The sequence below is a fragment of the Georgenia satyanarayanai genome, assembly GCF_900116375.1.
Taxonomy (GTDB): domain Bacteria; phylum Actinomycetota; class Actinomycetes; order Actinomycetales; family Actinomycetaceae; genus Oceanitalea; species Oceanitalea nanhaiensis.
In genome coordinates this window covers 73,286-92,545 of record NZ_UETB01000011.1, presented here as the reverse complement: position 1 = coordinate 92,545, position 19,260 = coordinate 73,286, and the positions used below count along the sequence as shown (strand labels likewise).

Genomic DNA, 19,260 nt, shown 5'->3' with positions numbered 1-19,260 from the left:
CTCAGCGCGCGTACTGAACGTCGAGTGACGAGCGGTCGTAACCGGCGCGCCGGTAGGTGCGGATCGCCGCCGTGTTCTCGCCCTCGACGTAGAGCGTGGTGCGGCGGAAGCCGCGGCGTCGCATCTCCGCGAGCGCCAGGGCGGTGAGGTGTCCGCCCAGCCCGCGGCCCTGGGCCTGCGGGGCCACCCCGAGGGCGTAGATTTCAGCGTCCTCGCCGTCGGGCTTGACCCACATCGAGGCGAGGAGCGCGTCCGGCCGTCCGGGCTCGTGCGCGAGCCACAGGAGGGAGGGGTCGAACCAGGGCTCGGCCTGCCGCTGGCGCAGGTCCGCCACGGTGAGGCGCCCCTGCTCGGGGTGGTCGGCGAAGGCGGTCCCGTTGAGCGCCACCCACGCCTCCTCGTCCTGCCCGACGGCGAAGGTCCGCACCTCCACGCCCGCGAGCTCCTCCACCGCCGGCGCGTCCGCCGCCGGGTCGAGGTCACGGGCCATCTGCCACAGCTCGCGGGTGACGCGCAGCCCGGCGGCGCGGGCCAGGCCCTGCGCGCCCGGCAGGTCGCCGTGCGCCCACAGCGCGACGGAGGGGACGTCGTCGAGCACGGCGTCCAGCAGCCGGCGTCCCAGGCCGCGCCGGCGGTGGGCGGGGTGGACGCACAGCTCGCCGCTGCCCTCGGCGTCGACGACGGCGTAGGCGAGGAGCTGCTCCCCCTCGCCGAGCCAGTGGTGACGGCACCCGTCCGTGCCGTGCCGCACGGCGAGGACGCTCTGCTCGTTCAGGGGCGCGACGCCGTCGGCGTCCGTCGCGGCGGCGGCGAGGCGCAGCACGGCGTCCGCGGAGGCGGGACCGGTGAGGCCGGTGCCCATCAGTCGAGCGTCCCCACGCGCCACATCTCGGCGGCCTGCTCGAGCTCCTCGGCGGTGCGCAGGAGCGCGGAGGCACGGCGGGTGAGGCGGGCGGCGAGCTCGTCGTCGTCGACCCAGTCGGCGTCGAGCGCCGAGCCGGTGGCGACGACGCGGATGAAGGCTGCGGCCCGGTCGAGGGCGACGTCGAGGTCGCCCTCGTAGACGCCCGCGAGGACGGCGTCGGCGAGCTGGGCGACGTCACCGGGGCCCGGCGGCTCGACGACGCCGGCGATGACCCCGGCGACCTCGGCCCGGTGGCGGCCGAGGGAGAAGCGGTCGGCGACCCGGGCCGGGTCGGCGCGCACCCACTCGCGCATGAGGTACAGGCGCCACAGCGCGCCCGGGAGGGTCGTCGAGGGGCTCTGCGACCACAGCGCGGCGATGGTGTCCAGACCCTCGGTGTCGACGAGCGAGACGAGGCGGGAGACGAGCTCGGGGTCCTCAGCTCCGGCGCGGCCGCGGCCGACGAGGACGGCGGCCGTCGTGTGGGCGGCCTGCGAGCGCAGCGCCGGGTCGACGTCGCCGACGATGCGCTCGGCGGTCTGCGCGTCGAGCATGGCCGGACGGCGGTGCTTGCGCTCCATCTGTCCCCCTCACGGTGGTCCGTCCCGGACGGACCGACCGGAACCTCCCCGATGCTACGAGACACCTCACCGGTCCGGCACGTGCGCGGCCGCTCTTCCGCGCGCCCCGCCGTCCGTGGTGTGCTTGGCGCGCCCACCCGAGGAGAGGCAGCACACCATGGACGAGACACCCGCGACCCGACCTGTCGAGACGGCCGGTGACGCGCTGCACGTGCGGCGCGTCTTCGGCGAGGCCTACGAGGTGGACGGCACGCTCGTCATCCCGGTCGCCCGGGTCGTCGGCGCCAGCGGCATGGGCTACGGCAAGGGCGCGCTCGGCAGCGCGGAGGAGGGCGGCACCGGCGAGGGCTCCGGAGGCGGGGGCGGCTTCGGTGTCCACGCCAAGGCGGTGGGCGTCTACGCGGTGCGGGACGGGGTGGTGCGCTGGCACCCGGCGCTCGACCTCAACCGGGTGATCCTCGGCGGGCAGGTGGTCGGCGCGATCGCGGTGCTCGCACTCGCCCGGGCTCTGCGCGCCCGGCGCCGGTAGTCAGTCGAGCCTGCGGGCCCTGGCTCGGGAGGCCGCGGCGTCGAGCTCGTCGGCCGTCGCCGCGAGCGCGTGGGGGCGGCGTGTCACCGGTCCGGCGGCGGCGTCGTCGTGCGTGTGCCAGCGGGGGTCGCTCGCCGCGCCGTCGGACAGGACCCGCAGGAACGCGGCGGCCTGCTCGAGGACGTCCGCGAGCTCGGTCTCGCTCGTCCCGCCGAACAGCTGGGCGAGCCGCTCGTCCAGGACGGGCGGCTGGGGGGCGGCGACGGCGTCGCGGGGCTCCCCGTCCGACGTCGTCTCCCCCGGGCCGGTCTGCGCGGTGCCGGCGCGGAAGCGCATCGTGATGGTCTCGGGGTCGCGCTCGAGCCAGGCGCGCACGAGGTAGAGACGCCACAGCGCACCGGGGAGGGTGGTGGCGGGGCTGCGCGACCACAGGCCGGCGATCTCGTCCAGCCCCTCGGCGTCGATGATCGCGCCGACACGCTCGGCGAGCCGCTCGTCCTCGGCCAGGTGGCTGGGCCCGTAGAGGACCGCGTTGGCCGTGGAGTGGGCGGCCTCGGACGCGAGCGCCGGGTCGGAGTCGCCCCAGATGAGCTCGGCGTCCTTGTTGTCGAGGATGGCGGGCCGTCGGGGCCGCTCGCGACCGTCCACTGCTCTGCGTCAGCTCGCCCTGCGGAGCGCGAAGCCCACGCCCTCGGGTCCGGTCTCCGCGTCGAGCAGGTGCTCGGCGAGCAGCGGCGAGGCGGCCTCCTCGACGAAGACGCGGGCACCGTCCTCCTCGATGACGTCGTCACCCGTCTCGGGCTGCGGCGACAGGCTCATCTCCACCTGGTCCGCGTCCGGGGCCAGCGAGATGCGCACCCCGCCGGACTTCGGCAGACCCGACTGGGAGGTGATGCCGGTGATCGCGGCCTTGGCGTTGTCGGTGAGGCTCAGCATGACTCCCCCTCTGAGGTGGTGGCGGTGCCTCGCAGCACCCCTATTACGGTGCGGCCCGATCCCGCTCCGCGCAACCGCAGCGGGGCCGCCGCGTACCCTGGTCCCTGGCGACGCCGGCCCCCAGCGGCCCGTGTCCCGGGCCTCTAGCTCAATGGGCAGAGCAGCGGACTTTTAATCCGTAGGTTGTGGGTTCGAGTCCCACGGGGCCCACGGCTTGGCGCGACGGCCGGTCCTGCCACATCCTGGGTGGGCGGGGTTTCACGAACCTGGCCCCGCCCGAGACCGCAGACAAGGGGCAGGGACGGGTCCATGGAGACGTACGACAGCACGGTGAAGCTCGCCCGGGCGTTGCGCCCGGGCGACGTGCTCGTCGGTGTCGGGCCGCGCGGTGAGCGGCTGGTCCCGGTCCGCGAGGCCAGCCGGACGGGCGGGGAGGTCGTCGTCGTCACCGACGAGCAGACCCTGCGGCTGCGGCCACGCGACGAGGTTCGTGTCGCGCACCCCGACGTGGCCGGGCCGCCCGCCCCCGAGGGGACGGACCCCGCTCGCGGGGAGGCGGACGCCACCGCACCGACGAGCACGGCGTAGCTCCCGCCCGTCTCGGCTGGCGCCCCCGACCGTCCACTCGTACCTTCGACGGCACGCCGACGAGACCCGCCGGCCGCGGAGACGAGGAGGCACGATGGGATTCCTGCGCAAGGCCATCCGTGGTGGCATCGCCATGAAAGCGCTTCAGATCGTCCAGCGCGAGGCTGGCAAGCCCGAGAACCAGCGCAAGGCCAAGGAGATGGTCGCCAAGGTGCGCAACGGCCGGAAGCAGCGCTGACGCGAGTACGCACAGACGGTCACCACGGACGCACGTGATGTGCGTCGAGGTGACCGTCTGTGCGTACTCGGGGGGAAGAGAGGGGCGTCAGACGCTGCGGACGCCGGACGTCGCACGCCGGCCGCCGCGGCTGCGGCCCTGGCCGCCGCCCTGCGCCGGGCGCGAGTCGACCGAGGCCTGCCCGGTCGTGGAGGAGTAGACCGAACGCGACCCGGCGCCGCGGCCGGCGCCGCCGCCGGTCCTGGCCCCGCCACCGGTCTTGGCGCCCCCACGGCCGCCGCCGCGGGGCGCGCCGGAACCGCCGGACCGGCCGCCGCCCTGGGGCGCGCGGCCGGTGGTAGCGGCGGAGCCGGAGCGGCCACGGCCGCCGCGACGACGGCCACTGCCGCCACCGGCACCGGCGCGCTGCTGCTGAGGCGCGCTCGGCACGGTCGCCGCGGCCTCGGCCGGGGACACGAGCGGCGCGAGCTCGCCGACGAGCTCGGAGACGACGCGGTCACCCGGGCGCACGCTCACCGGCTTCGCCGAGATCTTCGCCTGGCGGGTGAGGGTGCGCATGTCGCCGGCCTGCTCGGGGAGCATGATCGTCACGACGTCGCCGCCGGAGCCGGCGCGGGCGGTACGCCCGGAGCGGTGCAGGTAGGCCTTGTGCTCGGCGGGCGGGTCGACGTGGACGACGAGCTCGACGTCGTCGACGTGGATCCCGCGCGCGGCGATGTCGGTGGCGACGAGCACGCGGACGGTACCGGTGGAGAAGGCCGCGAGGTTGCGCTCACGGGCCGGCTGGGTGAGGTTGCCGTGCAGGTCGACGGCGGGCACGCCGGCCGCCGTCAGCTGCTTGGCCAGGCGCTTGGCCTGGTGCTTGGTGCGCGTGAAGAGCACGCGCTTGCCCGTGCCGGAGGCGAGCGCCTGGACGACGTCCTTCTTGTCGTCGGCGCCGGAGACGGCGAGGACGTGGTGGGTCATCGCGGCGACGGGCGACTCGGCGCTGTCGACGGCGTGGTGCAGCGGGTCGGTGAGGTAGCGCTTGACGAGGACGTCCACGCCGTTGTCCAGCGTGGCGGAGAAGAGCATCCGCTGACCGGTGCGCGGCGTGCGGTCCATGATCCGCTTGACCCCGGGCAGGAAGCCGAGGTCGGCCATGTGGTCGGCCTCGTCCAGGACGGTGACCTGCACGTCGTCCAGGGAGAGCATGCCCTGGCCGAGCAGGTCCTCGAGGCGGCCGGGGCAGGCGATGACGATGTCGACGCCGGAGCGGAGCGCGTTGACCTGGCGGGTCTGGTTGACGCCGCCGAAGATCGTCGTCGTCACCATGCCGAGCGACGTCGCGAGGGGCTCGACGACGGCGTTGACCTGGTTGGCGAGCTCACGCGTCGGGACGAGGACGAGGCCGCTGGGGCGCTTGGGGACGCGGCGGCGGCCGGCGAGCCGGGTGACGAGCGGGAGGGCGAAGGCGAGGGTCTTGCCCGAGCCGGTCCGCCCGCGGCCGAGGACGTCCCGGCCGTTGAGGGTGTCGGGCAGGGTCGCCGACTGGATGGGGAAGGGGGCCGTGATGCCGGTGTCGGTGAGGTGCTGGACGACGGGCGCGGGCAGGTCAAAGGACGCGAAGGAGGTCAAGGGTGCCTTTCAGGCTTCGAAGATCGGTCGGAGTTCGCCGTAACGGGATCCGCAGCGATGACCGCTGCCTCGAACTCGACGACGCCGGGCTCGCGAAGACGCGGTGCCCACCGCACCAGGGTAACCCCACGGGCGCGGTCCGTGCCCGGAAGGGACGTGTGACCTGCCGCGCGGTGGGCGGCGGTCGCAGTGGACTCCGGACACGACGACGCCGGCCGGCCCCCGAGGGGACCGGCCGGCGCAGGGTCGGACTCAGCGGCGCTTGGCGCCCTTGTTCGTGATGCCGAGGTAGATGCTGATGAAGAGGACCGCGGCGACGATCGAGATCGCCCAGCGGATCCAGTCGATACCGCCGGTGTCCTCCACGCCCAGCACGCCGGCCAGCCAGTAGCCGGCCAGGGCGCCCAGCACACCGAGGATGATCGTCCACAGGATGCCGAGGTTCTGGTCGCCCTTCATGAAGAGCCGAGCGAGCGCGCCGATGACGGCTCCGAAGATGATGAGACCAATGATCTCCATGGCATTCCTTCCTCTCACGGGGCGCCACCATCGGGGTGACGCCGGGTGTTCGTCCGGAATCGTGGCACGCGCCCGCAGTGCCCGCACTCCGAGAAGTGTCAGGCCGGTTCGACGTCGACGGCGAGGGCCAGGTGGTCCGACACGGGCAGGCGCACCGTGCTCGCCCCGCTGACGGCGCGCAGCCCGGGGCCAGCGAGCACGTGGTCGAGCTGCCGCCGGGGCCGGCGGGCGCTGAAGGTGGGTGCGTGGGCCAGCCCGCGCATGCCCGTCACGCGGGCGGCGTCGTCGGGGCCCATGTTGAGGTCACCGAGCAGGAGGTGGGGGCCGGGCAGCGCGCGCAGCGCCCACGCCGACTCCGCCAGCTGGCGCCGGGCCACGGGCGGGGCGACGGACAGGTGCGTGCAGCCCACCGTCACCGGCCCGGAGGGGGCCTGGACCACGGCGGCGAGCAGCACCCGCGGCTGGTCGAGCCGCACCTGGAAGCCGAGGCGGGTGTCCGCGGGCGCGATCCGCACCGGGCCGGGCCGCAACGGCCGCACGTGCCAGGAGCTCACCGGCCAGCGGCTGAGGAGGGCGACGCCGTAGCCGGAGTCGTCCGGGACGTCGGACGGCTCGGGGCGCCGGCGCAGCCCCCGGGTGGAGCCGGCGAACGCCGCGGCGAAGCGGTGCCAGCGGTAGCCGAGCGACTCGGCGATCACCGCCGTCTCGTCGATGCGGCCGCTGCGGGCCTGCCCCTTGTCGACCTCCTGCAGGGCGAGGAGGTCACCGGGCAGGTCCCGGAAGGCGGTGGCGAGGCGCTCTGCGGAGCTCGGGTCGCCCACGAGCGGGTGCCCGTGCTGGATGTTCGACGTCACCACCAGCACGGGCAGCCTCTCAGCGCTCCTCGAAGGTGAGGGCCACGGAGTTCATGCAGTAGCGGTCCCCGGTGGGGGTCTGCGGCGCGTCGGGGAAGACGTGGCCGAGGTGGGAGTCGCAGCGGGCGCAGCGCACCTCGGTGCGGACCATGCCCAGGGTGCGGTCCTCGAGGAGGGTGACCGCGTCGGACTCCTGCGGGGAGAAGAAGCTCGGCCAGCCGCAGTGGGCGTCGAACTTCGTGGTCGAGCGGAACAGCTCGGCCCCGCAGCCGCGGCAGCTGTACACGCCCTCGCGGTTCTCGTGGAGGAGCTCGCCGGTGCCCGGCCGCTCCGTGCCCGCCTCGCGCAGGACGTGGTACTCCTTGGGCGAGAGGCGCTCGCGCCACTCCTCCTCGCTCAGCGCCACCTTGGTGAACGCCACGCGCTGGTTCTCGGTGCTCATGGCTCCATCTTGCGCCTGCTCGGGGCGGGAAGTCACGTCGAGGGCTCGATGAGCTGCTTGCCGAAGACGTGCGTCACGTAGGGGTTGTCGTCGTACCGCTCGACGGGCTCGTAGCCGCTGGCCCGGTAGAGCCCGCAGGCCTCGACGAGGGACTCGTTGACGCCGAGGAGCACCCGGCGCCCGCCGAGCGAGCGCGCCCGGTTCTCCAGGGACGACAGGAGGAACCTGCCGAGCCCCCGGCCCCGGACGTCGGGCTTGAGCCACATCCGCCGGATCTCGACGACACCCGGTTCGAGCACGTGCACCGCCCCGAAGCCGACCACGGCTCCCGTCGCGACCTCGCTGACGAGCATGAAGTCCCCGCGCGGCGGGGTGACCTCGGCGGGGTCCGCGGCATGCGCGAAGGAGGGGTCGATGTCGACCCGGTCCCGCAGCTCGGCGAGGTAGGCACGCACCGCGTTCGCCGCCGCGTCACTGCCCGCCTGGCCCTCGAGGACCCGCACGGGCGGGGCTCCCGTGGCGCGACGCGTCCGGCCTGCCGTTGCCTCCATCGCCACAGTGTGCACCTATCCCCTGCGCCCTGTCCTGCGCGGTCCTAGGCTCTCGCCATGGAGCAGCAGGCGGCGCACCGACCCCGGCTGTGCGTCCTCGCGCCCACGCCCCTGCTCATGGTCGAGGTCGAGCCGGGCGAGGAGGAGGACTACGAGCACTCCGCCGACCTCCACCTGCACCCGGGCGGCCAGGGGCTGTGGGTGGCGCGGATGGCGGTCTCGCTCGGCGCGGAGGTCACCGTCTGCGGACCCTTCGGCGGCGAGGTGGGCGCCGTGCTCGCCCACATGCTGTCGGAGGAGAAGCTCACCGTGCGGGCCGTGCCCTACAACGCGGGCAACGGCGCCTACGTCCACGACCGCCGGGGCGGGGACCGCGCCACGCTCGCGCACATGGTGCCCCCGCAGCTGACCCGTCACGAGCTCGACGACCTCTACGGCACGGTCCTCGTCGAGGCGCTCGAGTCCGACGTCCTCGTCCTCACCGGCGCCGAGCCGGACAGGGTGCTGCCGGCCCGGTTCTTCTCGCGCCTCGTGCGGGACGTGCGCAGCGTCGACAAGCCGATCGTCGCGGACCTCTCGGGCGACGCCGCCCGGGCCGCGGCCGCCGAGGGCCCCACGGTCCTCAAGATGAGCCACGAGGAGCTGCAGGCAGCCGGCCTCACGAGCGGGGACTCCGTCGTGGAGCTGCAGGCGGCGGGGCGGCGGCTGGTGGACCAGGGCGTCGGCGCGATGCTCATCTCGCGCGCCGGGGAGCCGACGCTCCTCGTGACGGCGGAGTCCACCCGGCTGCTCGTCGGGCCCGTCGTCACGCCCCTGGACCACCGCGGCGCCGGTGACTCGATGACCGCCGGGGTGGCCGTCGCGCTGGGCCGCGGAGCCAGCATGGGCGAGGCCGCCCGCCTGGGAGCCGCGGCCGGCGCGCTCAACGTCACGCGCCGCGGGCTGGGCACCGGCCGGCGCGAGCAGATCGAGCGCTTCGCGGGCCGCATCGGCATCGAGGTCGTGACCCCCGGCGTGGAGGGCTGAGGCGTGCGGGTACTCATCACCAACGACGACGGCATCCAGTCACCGGGGCTCGTCGTGCTCGCGCAGGTCGCCCTCGAGGCGGGCTGCGACGTCGTCGTCGCCGCTCCGCACCGGCAGTACTCGGGTGCCAGCGCATCCCTGACGGCGAAGGAGGTCGACGGGCGCCTCGCCCTCGTCGACGCCCGCCCACCCGGCCTGCCCGACGGCGTCCTGGCCTTCGGGGTCAAGGCGGCTCCCGCGCTCATCACCTTCGTCGCGGCCTACGGCGCCTTCGGCGAACGCCCCGACCTCGTGCTGTCGGGGGTGAACCTCGGCGCCAACACCGGCCGGGCCACCCTCCACTCCGGCACGGTGGGTGCCGCGCTGTCCTCCGCCACCCAGGGAATCCCGGCGCTGGCCATGTCGATCGCCTCGGCCGAGCCGCAGCACTGGGAGACGGCCCGGCTCGTCACCACGCACGCCTTCGCGTGGCTGCGCGAGCAGGGCGCGGACGAGGAGCGGGTGCTCAACGTCAACGTCCCCGACATCCCGGTCGAGCAGCTGCGCGGCCTGCGCCCCGCCCGGCTGGCGAGCTTCGGTGCCGTCCAGGCCCGGGTGCGGGAGAAGGGCCAGGACTACGTCACCCTCACCTACTCGGGCGTCGACGCCGAGGACGAGCCGGGCTCGGACCACCACCTGCTCGCGCGTGGCTGGGCCACCGCGACCCTGCTCACCGCCCCCTACGACGAGCCGGGTGACACCGAGCTGCCGAGCTTCACCGGCCGCGGCGACGCACCGGTGTCCGTGGACGTCGGCTCCGGGACCGTGATGAGCGCGGGCGACGACCGACCCAGCGGGGAGATCGCCGAGGAGCACGTCGAGGACCCTGCGGCGCACTGACTCCTCGGGCGGCTGAGTCCTCGGGCGGTCAGTCCTCCTCGGGTGTGTCCTCCTGCGCCGGCGCGCCGCCGCGGGTCCGGCGGTGGTTCTGCACCGCCATCGCCACGGCCGCCACGAGGAGCCCACCGGCACCGCCGACGACGCCCCCCTTGACCATCGAGCCGAGCGCACCGGAGGTGTCGAGGGCGGGCAGCTCGAGCAGTCCGTGGCCCGTGAAGACCGTGACGGCCAGGGCCGCCAGGACGAGCGCGAAGCCTCCGAACGTCAGGGCACCGACCGTGCGCTTGATCCGCGGCTCGGCACGGAAGGCGAGCTCGGTGACGTCCACCCCGCGGCGCCCGGAGTACCAGATCGCCGACCAGCTCGGCAGGCCGACGAGGAGGAGGACGACGACCGGCAGCAGGAGCTGGCCGAACAGGGCCGCGACGAGCGCGACGGCGATGGAGACGTACGTCGTCACCATGTAGCCGAAGGTGGTGGCGGCCATGAAGACGGCCCGCTCGCGCTCGTCGCCGTAGCTCGCGCTGCCCAGTGCCATGAGTCGGTCGGCCGCGCGATCGAGCGCCCCGTTGGTGGTCCTCATCGTCGTGCCTCTCCTGTGGTGGTGTCCTCGTCCTGGCCGAACAGCTCCTCGACGGTCGCGCTCAGCGCGCGGGCGATCCGCAGCGCGAGGTAGACCGACGGTGCGTAGTCGCCCTGCTCGACGGCGATGACCGTCTGCCGGCTCACGCCGACGGCGGTGGCGAGCTCGGCCTGGGTCAGGCGCTGCTCACGGCGGCGTCGCCGGACGGGGTTGCCCGTGTCGCTCGGTGCGACGGCTCGTGGCGTCATGGCTCGATGTTAAGGATCGTTGACACGATATGTCAAGCCGCATTGACATTTTTGGTCAAGCCCCGTTGACATCCCGCTCGCTCAGTCGTGGAGCCGCACCTCGGTCGCCTTGTGGTCACGCGGTTCCAGCTGGAGCGTGGAGTGCTCGACGTCGAAGTGGCCCTCGAGGCACCGCTGCAACGCGTCGAGGACCGTGCAGAAGCGCTGGGGGTGGAGCACGTCGTCCTCGACGACGACGTGCGCGGACACCACCGGCACGCCGGAGGTGATCGTCCAGGCGTGGAGGTCGTGGACCGTGACGACGCCCTCGACCTCGCACATGTGCTCCCGCAGCCGGGCGAGCGACATGTCCTCGGGCGCCCCCTCGAGCAGCACGCGGGCGACGTCGCGCAGCAGGAGCAGCGCACGAGGGACGATGAACACCCCCAGTGCCACCGAGGCGACGGCGTCCGCCTCGGTCCACCCGGTCACCGCGATGACGGCCGCGGCGAGGAGGACCGCCACCGAGCCGAGCAGGTCCCCGAGCACCTCGAGGTAGGCACCACGCACGTTGAGGCTCTCCCCGCGCCCGCCGCCGAGCAGCCACAGGGAGACGAGGTTGGCGACCAGGCCGACGGCACCGACGGCGACCATGAGGCCGGTGCGGATCTCCGGCTCGGTCCCGAACCTGCCGACGCCCTCGACGATGACGACGACGCCGACGACGAGCAGGATGACGCCGTTGACGAGGGCGGCGAGGATCTCCGCCCGCTGCCAGCCGAAGGTCCACCTGCCCCGCGCGGGGCGCGAGGCGATCCACGTGGCCGCGAGCGCCAGGCCGAGCGCGGCGGTGTCGGAGAGCATGTGCCCGGCGTCCGCAAGGAGGGCGAGGGACCCGGCCAGCCACCCGCCGACGGCCTCGACCACCATGACGGTGGCCGTGACGAGGAACGCCGCGAGGAGCCGGGAGCGGTGCGCCGCGGCAGCGGTGCGGTGGTGGTCGTGGCCCACGTCAGCCCCAGCCGAGCTCGTGGAGGCGTTCGTCGTCGATGCCGAAGTGGTGGGCGATCTCGTGGACGACCGTCACGGCGACCTCCTCGATGACCTCCTCGCGGCTCTCGCAGAAGCGCAGCGTCGGACCGCGGAAGATGGTGATCCGGTCGGGCAGCGAGCCGGCCGCCCACCACGAGTCCCGCTCGGTGAGCGGGGTGCCCTCGTAGAGGCCGAGCAGGTCCGGGTCCTCCGCGTCGGCCGGTGGCTCGTCCTCGACGAGCACGACGACGTTGTCCATCTGCGCCGCCAGCTCGGGCGGCACGAGGTCCAGACCGTCACTGACGGCCTCCTCGAACTCGGCGCGGGACATCTCGACCATGGCCCCATCATCACCCACGCCCCTGACGGCCCGGCGGGCGTTCCACGGACGTGCCGCAGACCACACCGAGGCGTTTTGCTCCTACGCCGTTCTTCCCCCTATGCTTATGGAGGTCTTGGGGCGCCTCGGCGTCACGGGCGTCCGAACGGGCCCCCATCGTCTAGCGGCCTAGGACCCCGCCCTTTCACGGCGGTAGCACGGGTTCGAATCCCGTTGGGGGTACGAACCAGCACGACACGATGTACAGCAGGAAGCCTTACCACAAGGCCCCGTAGCGCAGTTGGTTAGCGCGCCGCCCTGTCACGGCGGAGGTCGCGGGTTCAAGTCCCGTCGGGGTCGCGGCGGAAGGCCCGGTCAGAGTTCTGGCCGGGCCTTCGCACACCAGGCTCTGTAGCTCAGTTGGTAGAGCGTTCGACTGAAAATCGAAAGGTCACCGGATCGACGCCGGTCGGAGCCACACCGAGAGACCCCCGCCTCGCGCGGGGGTCTCTCTTTTCTCCGTCGTCGCAGCCGCAGGCCGCAACGGGCGAGGGCCCCGCACCTGGTCGGTGCGAGGCCCCCGCTCGTGGGCTACCCGGTCAGGAGACCGGGGTGCGGCGCACGCCCAGGGTGTCCTTGCCGTCACCGTTCCAGTCACCGACGTACACGTCGTCACCGGAGCGGCCGTAGAGGATCGCGAAGTCGGCCGGGCCCCCACGCAGGGAGTTCTTCACGTGGAACTCGCGGTCCCGTCGGATCGCGAAGGTGTCCGTGCCGTTGCCGTCCCAGTCACCGGCGAGGGTGACGTCGCCCGGGCGGCCGTAGGTGAGGACCACGTCGGCGTCACCGCCGGCGATGCGGTCCTTCACGTGGTACGTCGCGCCACGGCGCACCGCGAAGGTGTCCGTGCCGTTGCCGTCCCAGTCCCCGACGAGGACGTCGTCGTTCGCGCGCCCGTAGGTGATGACGCGGTCCGCGTCACCGCCGCGCAGGGAGTTCTTCACGTGGTACTGCGCGCCACGGCGCACCGCCAGCGTGTCGACGCCGTCACCGTCCCAGTCACCGACGAGGACGACGTCGCCGTCCCGGCCGTAGGTGAAGACGCTCCTCGCGGGCCCACCCTGGGGCGCGTCGTTGACGAAGTACTGCTTCCCGCGACGCACGGTGATGGTGTCCGTGCCGTTGCCGTCCCAGTCACCGATGAGCACCTCGTCGGTGTGCCGGCCGTACTGGAAGGCGTAGTGCGCGATCCCGGACCAGTCGTTGGACAGGAAGAAGCCGTACTGCTGGGCCGGGGTCCGGCCCTCGACCGTCACCGGCACCTGGACGGTGGTGCCGCTGGGGGCGGCCTCCATCTCCAGGGTGTACTCGCCGTCGAGGTCGCTCGGCACGGTGAAGGTGACCGTGGCGGCGCCGTCGGTGACGGGAGCGGTGTGCGCGGCCTCGCCGCGCTCGCCGTCCTCCCCGACGAGGTAGACGGCCAGCTCGGTGTTGTCCGGGCTGCCCAGCGAGGTGAGGTCGAGCCCGCTGACCTCGAAGGAGACCTCCTCGCCCGCCACGAGCTGCGCGGGCAGCGGCGTGACCACGGTCGACTGCCGCGCGAAGTCCGGCGACAGCGGAGAGTTGGTCTCGATGTAGCTGATCCACGCGTCGCGGTCGAGCAGACCGGTCTGCTGGACGTCCGTCGCGTCCTCGAAGGCGGTGAAGTTGTCGCCGCCCTCCGCGAGGAAGGAGAACGTCCCGATCCGGTACTCGGCCTCCGGGTCGAGCGGCCGGCCGTCGACGGTCACCGAGGTGATGTGCTCACCGCGGTCGGCCTCCGGGTCGTAGGTGTAGGTGACGTTGTCCGACAGGCTCAGCTGGAGGTAGTCGCGCGAGGCGCTCTCCGGCTGCCACTGCTGCTCGAGCAGCTGGAGGAACTGCTCACCCGTGAGGGTGACCGTCCACAGGTCGTTGAGGAACGGCAGGACGGCGTTCGCCTCCGCGAAGGTGATGTCCCCCTCGTAGAGCTCGGCACGCAGGCCGCCGGGGTTCGCCACGCCGATCTCCGCGCCGCCGAAGTTCTCCGCGCTCAGCTCGGCGAGCAGTGCGTCCGCCACGAGGTTGCCCAGCGTCGACTCGCTGCCGCGGTCGTCGCGGACCTGCTCCCCCTCGTCGTCGGTCGTGTGCGCGGTCGTGATGTCGGCGGTCGCCGAACCGATGACCTCGCTGCCGATCTCCTCCGCCTCGGCGAGCGCGTCGTCGAGGATGTCCTTCACCTCGGCCACCCGCGGGTAGGTCTCCACGAGCTCGCCGAACGGCGTCTCGGTGACGGCGACGTTGCGGGCCGTGTAGTCGACGACGTCCCCGCCGTCCCGCTCCACGGTGAGGACGACCTGGGAGACGTACTCCCCGTAGCTCTCCCCCTGGATCACCGGGCGGAACTCACCCTCGGCACCCGGGACGGGACCGTCCCACGCGTAGACCTTGTGGGTGTGGCCGTTGAAGATGGCGTCGACCTCGGCAGTCGTGTCGTTCACGATGTGCGCAAAGACCTCGCTCGAGGCCACCTCCTCCTCGAGGGTCGAGGAGTCCTCGGCGAAGCCGGCCCCCTCGTGGTACGCCGCCACGATGACGTCGGCCTCGCCGTTCTCCGCGTCGCTGTCGCTGAGCTGGGCCGCGACGCGGTTGACCGCCTCCACCGGGTCACCGAAGGTCAGGCCCTCGATGCCGCCGGGGCGCACGAGCGTCGGCGTCTCCTGCGTGACCGCCCCGATGACGGCGACCGTGAGGCCGTCGACCTCGACCGTCTCGAACTCCTGGAGCACCGGCTCGCCGTCGGCGCCGTAGACGTTCGCCCCGAGGTACTCGAAGTCGGCCCAGTCGCTCACCTGGCCGGTGAGGTTGTCGAGACCGCCGTCGAACTCGTGGTTGCCGACCGCCGAGGTGGCGAGGTCGAGGGCACCCAGGATGTCGATCGTCGGCCTGTCCTCCTGCAGGGAGGAGGTGAACAGCGAGGCACCGATGTTGTCACCGGAGGAGAACAGCACGGTGTTGTCCTCGCCCTGCTCCGCGCGCAGCTCCTCGATCGTGCCGGCGAAGGCGAGAGTCGCGTTGCCGGTGACGTTGCCGTCGTCGTCGGTGTCGTAGTCGAACAGGCGGCCGTGGAAGTCGTTGAAGGCCAGCAGGTTGATGTCGACGGTCGGCTCCTCCACGAGGTCGAGCCCGGCGATGATCGGGTCGTGGTCGCTGGACCGGTACGGGGAGTCGTCGTGGAAGTCGGTGACGTTGTAGTTGTACCGGCTGTACTCGAAGGCGATCGACTCGTAGGCGTTGATGTTCCAGACGTCCGCGCCGGTCACGGCCGCGGTGGCCGCCTCGCTGGCGAGGACGTGGTCGAGCGAGCCGACCATCGAGCCGAAGGAGTACGTCGACTTCTCGGTGAGCTCGTCCCCGAGGTCCGTGTAGCCGCTGTCGTAGAAGACCTGCATCGGGTCTTCCCGGGTGTAGGAGTTGAAGTCACCCGCGAGGAGGACCAGCTCGGTCCCGGCGTCGGCTGCGACGTCGTCGGCGAAGGCGACAAGGGCCTGGGCCTGCTCGATGCGGTCGGGGTTCGAGGCGCCCTGGCCGTCGCCCTGGTCGGCGTTCTCGCCGGAGCCCGAGCCCTTGGACTTGAAGTGGTTGTTGATGACGACGAAGGTGTCGGCGTCCGCGACGACCTCGCCCGCCTCGTCGACCAGGGCGAACTCCTGCGCCATCGGCTCGCGCGCGTTGTCGAACGCGTCGCTGCCGAGGAGGATCTCGGTGCCGCCCACCGGGGCGACGGCGTCGGCCTGGTAGATGAAGGCGTTGCGGATGACGTCCTCGTCCGCGGGGAACTCGGTGGCGGACTCCACGTACTCCCAGCGCTCTTCGCCGGCTCCCGCGTTGAGGGCGTCGACGAGGTCGGACAGGGCGTGGTCGCGGTCCGCGGGCGCGGTGCCCGGGACGAAGGAGAAGGAGTTCTCGATCTCCTGGAGGGCGACGACGTCGGCGTCCAGCGCAGTGATCGCCGAGACGATCTTCTCGGTCTGGCGCGCGAGGTTCTCGGCGTCGAAGGCGCCGCGGACGTCGCAGTTGCGGGCCGTGGTCGGCTCGCCCGCACGGTCGCCGTAGAAGCCGCAGCCGTCCTCGCCCTCGCCCAGGCTGGTGAAGTAGTTGAGCACGTTGAAGGTGGCGACGGTGACGTCGCCGCCGACCTCCGCCGGGCCCTCGGCCGACGGCCGGGTGTTCTCCCAGCTGATCGGCTGGACGTCGCCCGCGTCGGCGCCGGTGAGCCGCGTCTGCGGCTGGAGGTTCCAGGTCGAGTCCTGGTTCGCGATCGTGCGCCGGTAGTCGAGGATGACCGGCCGCTCGAACTCGACCGGCGCCCCGACCCGCACCGGGTCCTCCGGGTCGAGGTAGGCGACCGGCGTCTCGTGGTTGTCGAAGTCGAAGTTCGTCCAGTCGTGGCTGGAGCCGTCATCCATCCGGATCTCGCGGTCGGCGTTCGCGGCCACGAGCGTGTCGTACTCCGCGGTGCGCGGGCGGACGACGTCGGTCGGCTGACGCAGCGGCTCGTCGCCCGCGGCCAGACCAACCCAGCCGAAGCGGTTGGTGTGGTACGTGTCGGTCACCGTGAAGTCACCCTGCGGGGCGAGGAGCATGCCCTCGAAGGCCTCCCGCTCGTCGACCGCGGGCAGCGCGGTCTCGGCCGGCACGACGGGCTCGACGGCCTCGTCCACCGCGACGTAGGACTGCGCCTCGACCTGGGTCAGCCCGAAGTACTCGCCCGCCGTACCGACGACCTCGACGTAGTCGCCGATCGCCACCTCGGTCGCGAGGTCGGTGTCACCACCGAAGACGAAGACGCCGTGCGAGGCCTCGTGCCCCGCGAGGTCCGCGCCGGTGCCGGGCGTCTGGATGTAGGCGCCGTTGAAGCCGCCCTCGGGGTAGACGCCCGTGACGACGCCGCGGGTCCGGACGACGTCGCCGTCCAGCGGCGTCTCCGCGCCGGTCCCCTGGATGGCAGCGATCGGGGTGACCTCCTCCGGCACCGGCTCGGGGTCCGGGTCAGGCTCGGTGTCCGCCGAGTTCACGGTGCCGAAGCTGCTCGCGGCCGGACCGGTCCACTCGCCGTCGATGCGCTGGAGGGACTGCCCCGCCGGCGTGCTGCCCGGCTCGGAGACGCCGATGTCCGTGCTCTCCACGCCGTCGGCGGGCCCGCCGACGGCGGTCATCACGCCCTCGTAGGAGAGGAGCTCGACGACGGCGCCCTCGGCGTCGACCAGGGCCACGCCGTCGGGGCCGCCGTTCTGGATGCCGTTGGACGGGTAGTCGAGGACGACGACGCCCGCCTCGGGCACCACCTCGTCGATCGCCGTCGTGCTGTACACGGTGCCGTCGCTGCCGTTGTGGAGAACGACCTGCCACCCGGCGAGGTCGGTGCCGACCGGGGCCTGGACCTCGATCGCCTCCCCCTCGTCGGCGCCGTCGTTGTCGTAGTGGATCTCGCTGACGAACACCGGCCCGTCGCTCATGACAGCAGCGGCAGGGGCGACGGCCACGAGAGGGGTGAGGATGAGGGAGGCGACTCCCACCGCGGCCACACCCCCTCTGCCACGAGTGGTGGACCTGCGGGGAACTCGGCTCACGGGTGCTCCTTCTCCGGTGGTTCAGGCCGGCATCTTCGTGCGCACGACATCGCGCGCAGTGGAGGGGTAGGCCCACTCATCATGTGGCACGGGCCACTCCGTCGTCAACGTCTCACACTCCGAGACACCGCCCGTTCACCCGCCCGTCGTCGGACCGACACCTGCCCGCTCGGCACGCGTCGGGACGGTTCGCGGGACGGCTCGCGGGGGTGAGGACGTGCACGGTGGGCCGATCCCCGCGATCATGGGGCAGCACACGACGACAGCAGGTCAACGGCGCTTCGGCGCGGAGAAGAGGGAGACGCGTGAGCACTGCGGGACCGCAGCACCTCGGGACCGGCCAGCAGCCGCCCGGACGCCCGACGGTCGGCGAGCTGGTGGCCAGGATCTCCGACCAGTTCTCGCGCATCCTGCGCGGCGAGCTCGAGCTCATCCAGGTCAAGGCGGCCGCCAAGGCCAAGAAGGTGGGGGCGGGTGCGGCGATGTTCGCCGTCGCCGGCCTCCTCGGCTTCTTTGCCCTCGCCCTTCTCATCACCACCGCGGTGCTGGGTCTGGCCGAGGCGCTTCCGGCGTGGTTGTCCGCGCTCATCGTCGCGGTCGTCCTCCTCGTCATCGCCGGCATCATCGCCCTCGTCGGCAAGAAGATGCTCCAGTCGGGCGAGGCGCCCTCCGCCGAGGAGACCAAGGCCAACCTCAAGGCCGACCTCGACGCCGTGAAGAAGGGGCTCAGCTCATGAGCGACCAGGACAAGCGCACCCCCGAGCAGATCCAGGCGGACCTCGCCCGTACCCGCCAGGAGCTGGCCGGCTCCGTCGACGAGCTCAGCTCGATGCTCGACCCGCGCGAGCAGATCAAGGAGGCGAGGTCGAGCCTCAAGGCCGCCGTCGGACGCACCGGCGAGTCCGCCAGGCACGCGGCGAAGGCCGCCGAGGCCAAGGCCCAGTCGCTCCTGGACGACGCCAAGGGCGGCGACCCCAAGGCCATCGGGATCGTCGGGGCGGGTGTGGCCGCGCTCGCCGCCGTCCTCACGGTGGCCGCTCGCCGCTCCCGCTGACCACGCCCACGCGCGCGGGGCCCTGACAGGGGCCCTGCGTGCGTGCTGCTCTCAGCCCGTGGGGCGCTCGGCCTCCATCCCGCTCGCGACGAGCAGCTCGTCGACCTCGCTGCGCCGGTAGCGCCGGTGCCCGCCGAGGGTGCGGACCGCGGTGAGCTTGCCCGCGTTCGCCCACCGGGTCACGGTCTTGGGGTCCACCCGGAACCGGGCAGCCACCTCACCGGGGGTCAGCAGCGTCTCCTCGCGGAGCTTCTCGTCCATGGTGCACCTCAGTTCCGTCGCGGCCCGGGCAGGCTCACCCGCCCGATGAACCACGCTAACCCGCCCGATTCGGGCGAAAAGCGGACGAAGGTCCCATGTCACCCAGCACCACCACGCCGCTGGCCGGCCGCCGGAGTGAGCCGCCGCACGTGCGCTGGATGGTCGAACCGCCGCTCGACCATGTACCGTGGGGCTCACGAACCATGACCACATAAATGGGGCCGCACTGACACCGTCGGTGCCTGCCCCTCTTCTACGTTGGAGGGGGTCGACGCCATGGGGCGCGGCCGTCAGAAGGCCAAGCAGACGAAGGTCGCTCGCCGGCTGAAGTACTACAGCCCGGAGACCGACTACCAGGCTCTCGAGAGAGAGCTGGCGTCTCAGAGCCATGACCGGGACATGCACGACTTCGAGATCCCCTCCGCAGAGGATGACGACGACTGGCGTCTCCGCTCGGACTAGGTTCACC

General features: G+C 72.7%; 23 protein-coding genes and 4 tRNA genes. 12 read left to right on the top strand and 15 right to left on the bottom strand.

Annotation, left to right across the window (positions count from 1 at the left end):
- Position 1: 1 nt before the first annotated feature.
- Positions 2–862, bottom strand: coding sequence for a mycothiol synthase (mshD, locus tag DSZ44_RS13665; RefSeq protein ID WP_110853183.1), 861 nt, complete (start codon positions 860–862; stop codon positions 2–4).
- Positions 862–1,485 (bottom strand): hypothetical protein, encoded by a 624-nt coding sequence (locus tag DSZ44_RS13660; protein ID WP_258369512.1) that lies wholly within the window; start codon positions 1,483–1,485, stop codon positions 862–864. Before DSZ44_RS13660 ends, mshD begins: the two co-directional genes overlap by 1 nt.
- Before the next feature lie 157 nt (positions 1,486–1,642).
- On the opposite strand from DSZ44_RS13660, the gene DSZ44_RS13655 reads away from it, so the two are divergent.
- Positions 1,643–2,014, top strand: a complete 372-nt coding sequence (locus tag DSZ44_RS13655; RefSeq protein WP_110853182.1) for a spore germination protein GerW family protein — start codon at positions 1,643–1,645, stop codon at positions 2,012–2,014.
- Here the strand turns inward: DSZ44_RS13655 and DSZ44_RS13650 are convergent, their stop codons facing one another.
- Both DSZ44_RS13650 and DSZ44_RS13645 read right to left on the bottom strand, forming a co-directional pair.
- Complete coding sequence (locus DSZ44_RS13650) at positions 2,015–2,662, bottom strand: hypothetical protein (RefSeq protein ID WP_110853181.1); 648 nt, start codon at positions 2,660–2,662, stop codon at positions 2,015–2,017.
- A gap of 9 nt (positions 2,663–2,671) precedes the next feature.
- On the bottom strand, positions 2,672–2,950 hold the full coding sequence (locus tag DSZ44_RS13645) for a hypothetical protein (protein WP_110853180.1): 279 nt from the start codon (positions 2,948–2,950) through the stop codon (positions 2,672–2,674).
- 137 nt (positions 2,951–3,087) lie between these two features.
- On the opposite strand from DSZ44_RS13645, the gene DSZ44_RS13640 reads away from it, so the two are divergent.
- The 3 genes from DSZ44_RS13640 (at position 3,088) to DSZ44_RS18360 (ending at position 3,776) form a co-directional block, all read left to right on the top strand.
- Positions 3,088–3,160, top strand: a tRNA-Lys gene (locus DSZ44_RS13640).
- Positions 3,161–3,259: 99 nt separating this feature from the next.
- Entirely contained in the window at positions 3,260–3,538 is a 279-nt protein-coding gene (locus DSZ44_RS13635) for a hypothetical protein (protein WP_110853179.1), read from the top strand.
- Positions 3,539–3,632: 94 nt separating this feature from the next.
- Positions 3,633–3,776 (top strand): hypothetical protein, encoded by a 144-nt coding sequence (locus DSZ44_RS18360; RefSeq protein ID WP_181424645.1) that lies wholly within the window; start codon positions 3,633–3,635, stop codon positions 3,774–3,776.
- Between the two features lie 87 nt (positions 3,777–3,863).
- Here the strand turns inward: DSZ44_RS18360 and DSZ44_RS13630 are convergent, their stop codons facing one another.
- The 5 genes from DSZ44_RS13630 to DSZ44_RS13610 all read right to left on the bottom strand — a co-directional run bounded on the left by DSZ44_RS13630 (position 3,864) and on the right by DSZ44_RS13610 (position 7,759).
- Positions 3,864–5,393 carry a DEAD/DEAH box helicase gene (locus tag DSZ44_RS13630; protein WP_110853178.1) on the bottom strand — a complete coding sequence of 510 codons (1,530 nt, stop codon included), beginning with the start codon at positions 5,391–5,393 and terminating at the stop codon, positions 3,864–3,866.
- A gap of 252 nt (positions 5,394–5,645) precedes the next feature.
- Positions 5,646–5,912, bottom strand: coding sequence for a GlsB/YeaQ/YmgE family stress response membrane protein (locus DSZ44_RS13625; protein WP_110853177.1), 267 nt, complete (start codon positions 5,910–5,912; stop codon positions 5,646–5,648).
- A gap of 98 nt (positions 5,913–6,010) precedes the next feature.
- Positions 6,011–6,775: an endonuclease/exonuclease/phosphatase family protein gene (locus DSZ44_RS13620; RefSeq protein ID WP_181424644.1), complete on the bottom strand. Its 765-nt coding sequence runs from the start codon at positions 6,773–6,775 to the stop codon at positions 6,011–6,013.
- 10 nt (positions 6,776–6,785) lie between these two features.
- Entirely contained in the window at positions 6,786–7,208 is a 423-nt protein-coding gene (msrB, locus tag DSZ44_RS13615) for a peptide-methionine (R)-S-oxide reductase MsrB (protein WP_110853175.1), read from the bottom strand.
- Between the two features lie 32 nt (positions 7,209–7,240).
- Complete coding sequence (locus DSZ44_RS13610) at positions 7,241–7,759, bottom strand: GNAT family N-acetyltransferase (RefSeq protein WP_110853174.1); 519 nt, start codon at positions 7,757–7,759, stop codon at positions 7,241–7,243.
- A 57-nt stretch (positions 7,760–7,816) separates the two neighbouring features.
- Here DSZ44_RS13610 and DSZ44_RS13605 point away from each other — a divergent pair, with 57 nt between their 5' ends.
- Together DSZ44_RS13605 and surE are read left to right on the top strand one after the other, a co-directional pair.
- Positions 7,817–8,785 (top strand): 1-phosphofructokinase family hexose kinase, encoded by a 969-nt coding sequence (locus tag DSZ44_RS13605; RefSeq protein WP_110853173.1) that lies wholly within the window; start codon positions 7,817–7,819, stop codon positions 8,783–8,785.
- A 3-nt stretch (positions 8,786–8,788) separates the two neighbouring features.
- Entirely contained in the window at positions 8,789–9,664 is an 876-nt protein-coding gene (surE, locus tag DSZ44_RS13600) for a 5'/3'-nucleotidase SurE (protein ID WP_110853172.1), read from the top strand.
- A 28-nt stretch (positions 9,665–9,692) separates the two neighbouring features.
- Here the strand turns inward: surE and DSZ44_RS13595 are convergent, their stop codons facing one another.
- The 4 genes from DSZ44_RS13595 to DSZ44_RS13580 form a co-directional block, all read right to left on the bottom strand.
- Positions 9,693–10,247, bottom strand: a complete 555-nt coding sequence (locus DSZ44_RS13595) for a hypothetical protein (protein WP_110853171.1) — start codon at positions 10,245–10,247, stop codon at positions 9,693–9,695.
- The gene (locus DSZ44_RS13590; RefSeq protein ID WP_110853170.1) at positions 10,244–10,495 is read right to left on the bottom strand and encodes a helix-turn-helix transcriptional regulator; all 252 of its coding nucleotides are present in this window, start codon (positions 10,493–10,495) and stop codon (positions 10,244–10,246) included. Before DSZ44_RS13590 ends, DSZ44_RS13595 begins: the two co-directional genes overlap by 4 nt.
- An 81-nt stretch (positions 10,496–10,576) precedes the next feature.
- Complete coding sequence (locus tag DSZ44_RS13585) at positions 10,577–11,485, bottom strand: cation diffusion facilitator family transporter (protein ID WP_110853169.1); 909 nt, start codon at positions 11,483–11,485, stop codon at positions 10,577–10,579.
- A 1-nt stretch (position 11,486) separates the two neighbouring features.
- A complete protein-coding gene (locus DSZ44_RS13580; RefSeq protein ID WP_110853168.1) occupies positions 11,487–11,846 on the bottom strand; it encodes a metallopeptidase family protein in 360 nt (119 codons plus the stop codon).
- A gap of 149 nt (positions 11,847–11,995) precedes the next feature.
- Here DSZ44_RS13580 and DSZ44_RS13575 point away from each other — a divergent pair.
- The 3 genes from DSZ44_RS13575 to DSZ44_RS13565 all read left to right on the top strand — a co-directional run bounded on the left by DSZ44_RS13575 (position 11,996) and on the right by DSZ44_RS13565 (position 12,303).
- Positions 11,996–12,068: transfer RNA gene (locus tag DSZ44_RS13575), tRNA-Glu, on the top strand.
- 43 nt (positions 12,069–12,111) lie between these two features.
- A tRNA-Asp gene (locus DSZ44_RS13570) sits at positions 12,112–12,185 on the top strand.
- A gap of 45 nt (positions 12,186–12,230) precedes the next feature.
- Positions 12,231–12,303 (top strand) — tRNA-Phe (locus tag DSZ44_RS13565).
- 121 nt (positions 12,304–12,424) lie between these two features.
- Here the strand turns inward: DSZ44_RS13565 and DSZ44_RS13560 are convergent.
- Positions 12,425–17,476, bottom strand: a complete 5,052-nt coding sequence (locus DSZ44_RS13560; protein WP_146237559.1) for an ExeM/NucH family extracellular endonuclease — start codon at positions 17,474–17,476, stop codon at positions 12,425–12,427.
- A gap of 305 nt (positions 17,477–17,781) precedes the next feature.
- Between DSZ44_RS13560 and DSZ44_RS13555 the strand changes: the two genes are divergently transcribed.
- Both DSZ44_RS13555 and DSZ44_RS13550 read left to right on the top strand, forming a co-directional pair.
- Positions 17,782–18,213: a phage holin family protein gene (locus tag DSZ44_RS13555; RefSeq protein WP_110853166.1), complete on the top strand. Its 432-nt coding sequence runs from the start codon at positions 17,782–17,784 to the stop codon at positions 18,211–18,213.
- A complete protein-coding gene (locus DSZ44_RS13550; protein ID WP_110853165.1) occupies positions 18,210–18,530 on the top strand; it encodes a DUF3618 domain-containing protein in 321 nt (106 codons plus the stop codon). Before DSZ44_RS13555 ends, DSZ44_RS13550 begins: the two co-directional genes overlap by 4 nt.
- A gap of 51 nt (positions 18,531–18,581) precedes the next feature.
- Here DSZ44_RS13550 and DSZ44_RS13545 read toward each other — a convergent pair whose 3' ends face one another.
- On the bottom strand, positions 18,582–18,791 hold the full coding sequence (locus DSZ44_RS13545) for a BldC family transcriptional regulator (protein ID WP_110853164.1): 210 nt from the start codon (positions 18,789–18,791) through the stop codon (positions 18,582–18,584).
- 276 nt (positions 18,792–19,067) lie between these two features.
- On the opposite strand from DSZ44_RS13545, the gene DSZ44_RS13540 reads away from it, so the two are divergent.
- Entirely contained in the window at positions 19,068–19,253 is a 186-nt protein-coding gene (locus tag DSZ44_RS13540) for a DUF3073 domain-containing protein (protein WP_110853207.1), read from the top strand.
- The last annotated feature ends 7 nt before the right edge of the window (positions 19,254–19,260 follow it).

What these genes read in the sequence shown, in the direction of transcription:
- mshD (WP_110853183.1), bottom strand. Translation starts at nt 862, where the DNA reads ATGGGCACCGGCCTCACCGGTCCCGCCTCCGCGGACGCCGTGCTGCGC.
- DSZ44_RS13660 (WP_258369512.1), bottom strand. Translation starts at nt 1,485, where the DNA reads ATGGAGCGCAAGCACCGCCGTCCGGCCATGCTCGACGCGCAGACCGCC.
- DSZ44_RS13655 (WP_110853182.1), top strand. Translation starts at nt 1,643, where the DNA reads ATGGACGAGACACCCGCGACCCGACCTGTCGAGACGGCCGGTGACGCG.
- DSZ44_RS13645 (WP_110853180.1), bottom strand. Translation starts at nt 2,950, where the DNA reads ATGCTGAGCCTCACCGACAACGCCAAGGCCGCGATCACCGGCATCACC.
- DSZ44_RS13635 (WP_110853179.1), top strand. Translation starts at nt 3,260, where the DNA reads ATGGAGACGTACGACAGCACGGTGAAGCTCGCCCGGGCGTTGCGCCCG.
- DSZ44_RS18360 (WP_181424645.1), top strand. Translation starts at nt 3,633, where the DNA reads ATGGGATTCCTGCGCAAGGCCATCCGTGGTGGCATCGCCATGAAAGCG.
- DSZ44_RS13625 (WP_110853177.1), bottom strand. Translation starts at nt 5,912, where the DNA reads ATGGAGATCATTGGTCTCATCATCTTCGGAGCCGTCATCGGCGCGCTC.
- msrB (WP_110853175.1), bottom strand. Translation starts at nt 7,208, where the DNA reads ATGAGCACCGAGAACCAGCGCGTGGCGTTCACCAAGGTGGCGCTGAGC.
- DSZ44_RS13610 (WP_110853174.1), bottom strand. Translation starts at nt 7,759, where the DNA reads ATGGAGGCAACGGCAGGCCGGACGCGTCGCGCCACGGGAGCCCCGCCC.
- DSZ44_RS13605 (WP_110853173.1), top strand. Translation starts at nt 7,817, where the DNA reads ATGGAGCAGCAGGCGGCGCACCGACCCCGGCTGTGCGTCCTCGCGCCC.
- DSZ44_RS13595 (WP_110853171.1), bottom strand. Translation starts at nt 10,247, where the DNA reads ATGAGGACCACCAACGGGGCGCTCGATCGCGCGGCCGACCGACTCATG.
- DSZ44_RS13590 (WP_110853170.1), bottom strand. Translation starts at nt 10,495, where the DNA reads ATGACGCCACGAGCCGTCGCACCGAGCGACACGGGCAACCCCGTCCGG.
- DSZ44_RS13580 (WP_110853168.1), bottom strand. Translation starts at nt 11,846, where the DNA reads ATGGTCGAGATGTCCCGCGCCGAGTTCGAGGAGGCCGTCAGTGACGGT.
- DSZ44_RS13550 (WP_110853165.1), top strand. Translation starts at nt 18,210, where the DNA reads ATGAGCGACCAGGACAAGCGCACCCCCGAGCAGATCCAGGCGGACCTC.
- DSZ44_RS13545 (WP_110853164.1), bottom strand. Translation starts at nt 18,791, where the DNA reads ATGGACGAGAAGCTCCGCGAGGAGACGCTGCTGACCCCCGGTGAGGTG.
- DSZ44_RS13540 (WP_110853207.1), top strand. Translation starts at nt 19,068, where the DNA reads ATGGGGCGCGGCCGTCAGAAGGCCAAGCAGACGAAGGTCGCTCGCCGG.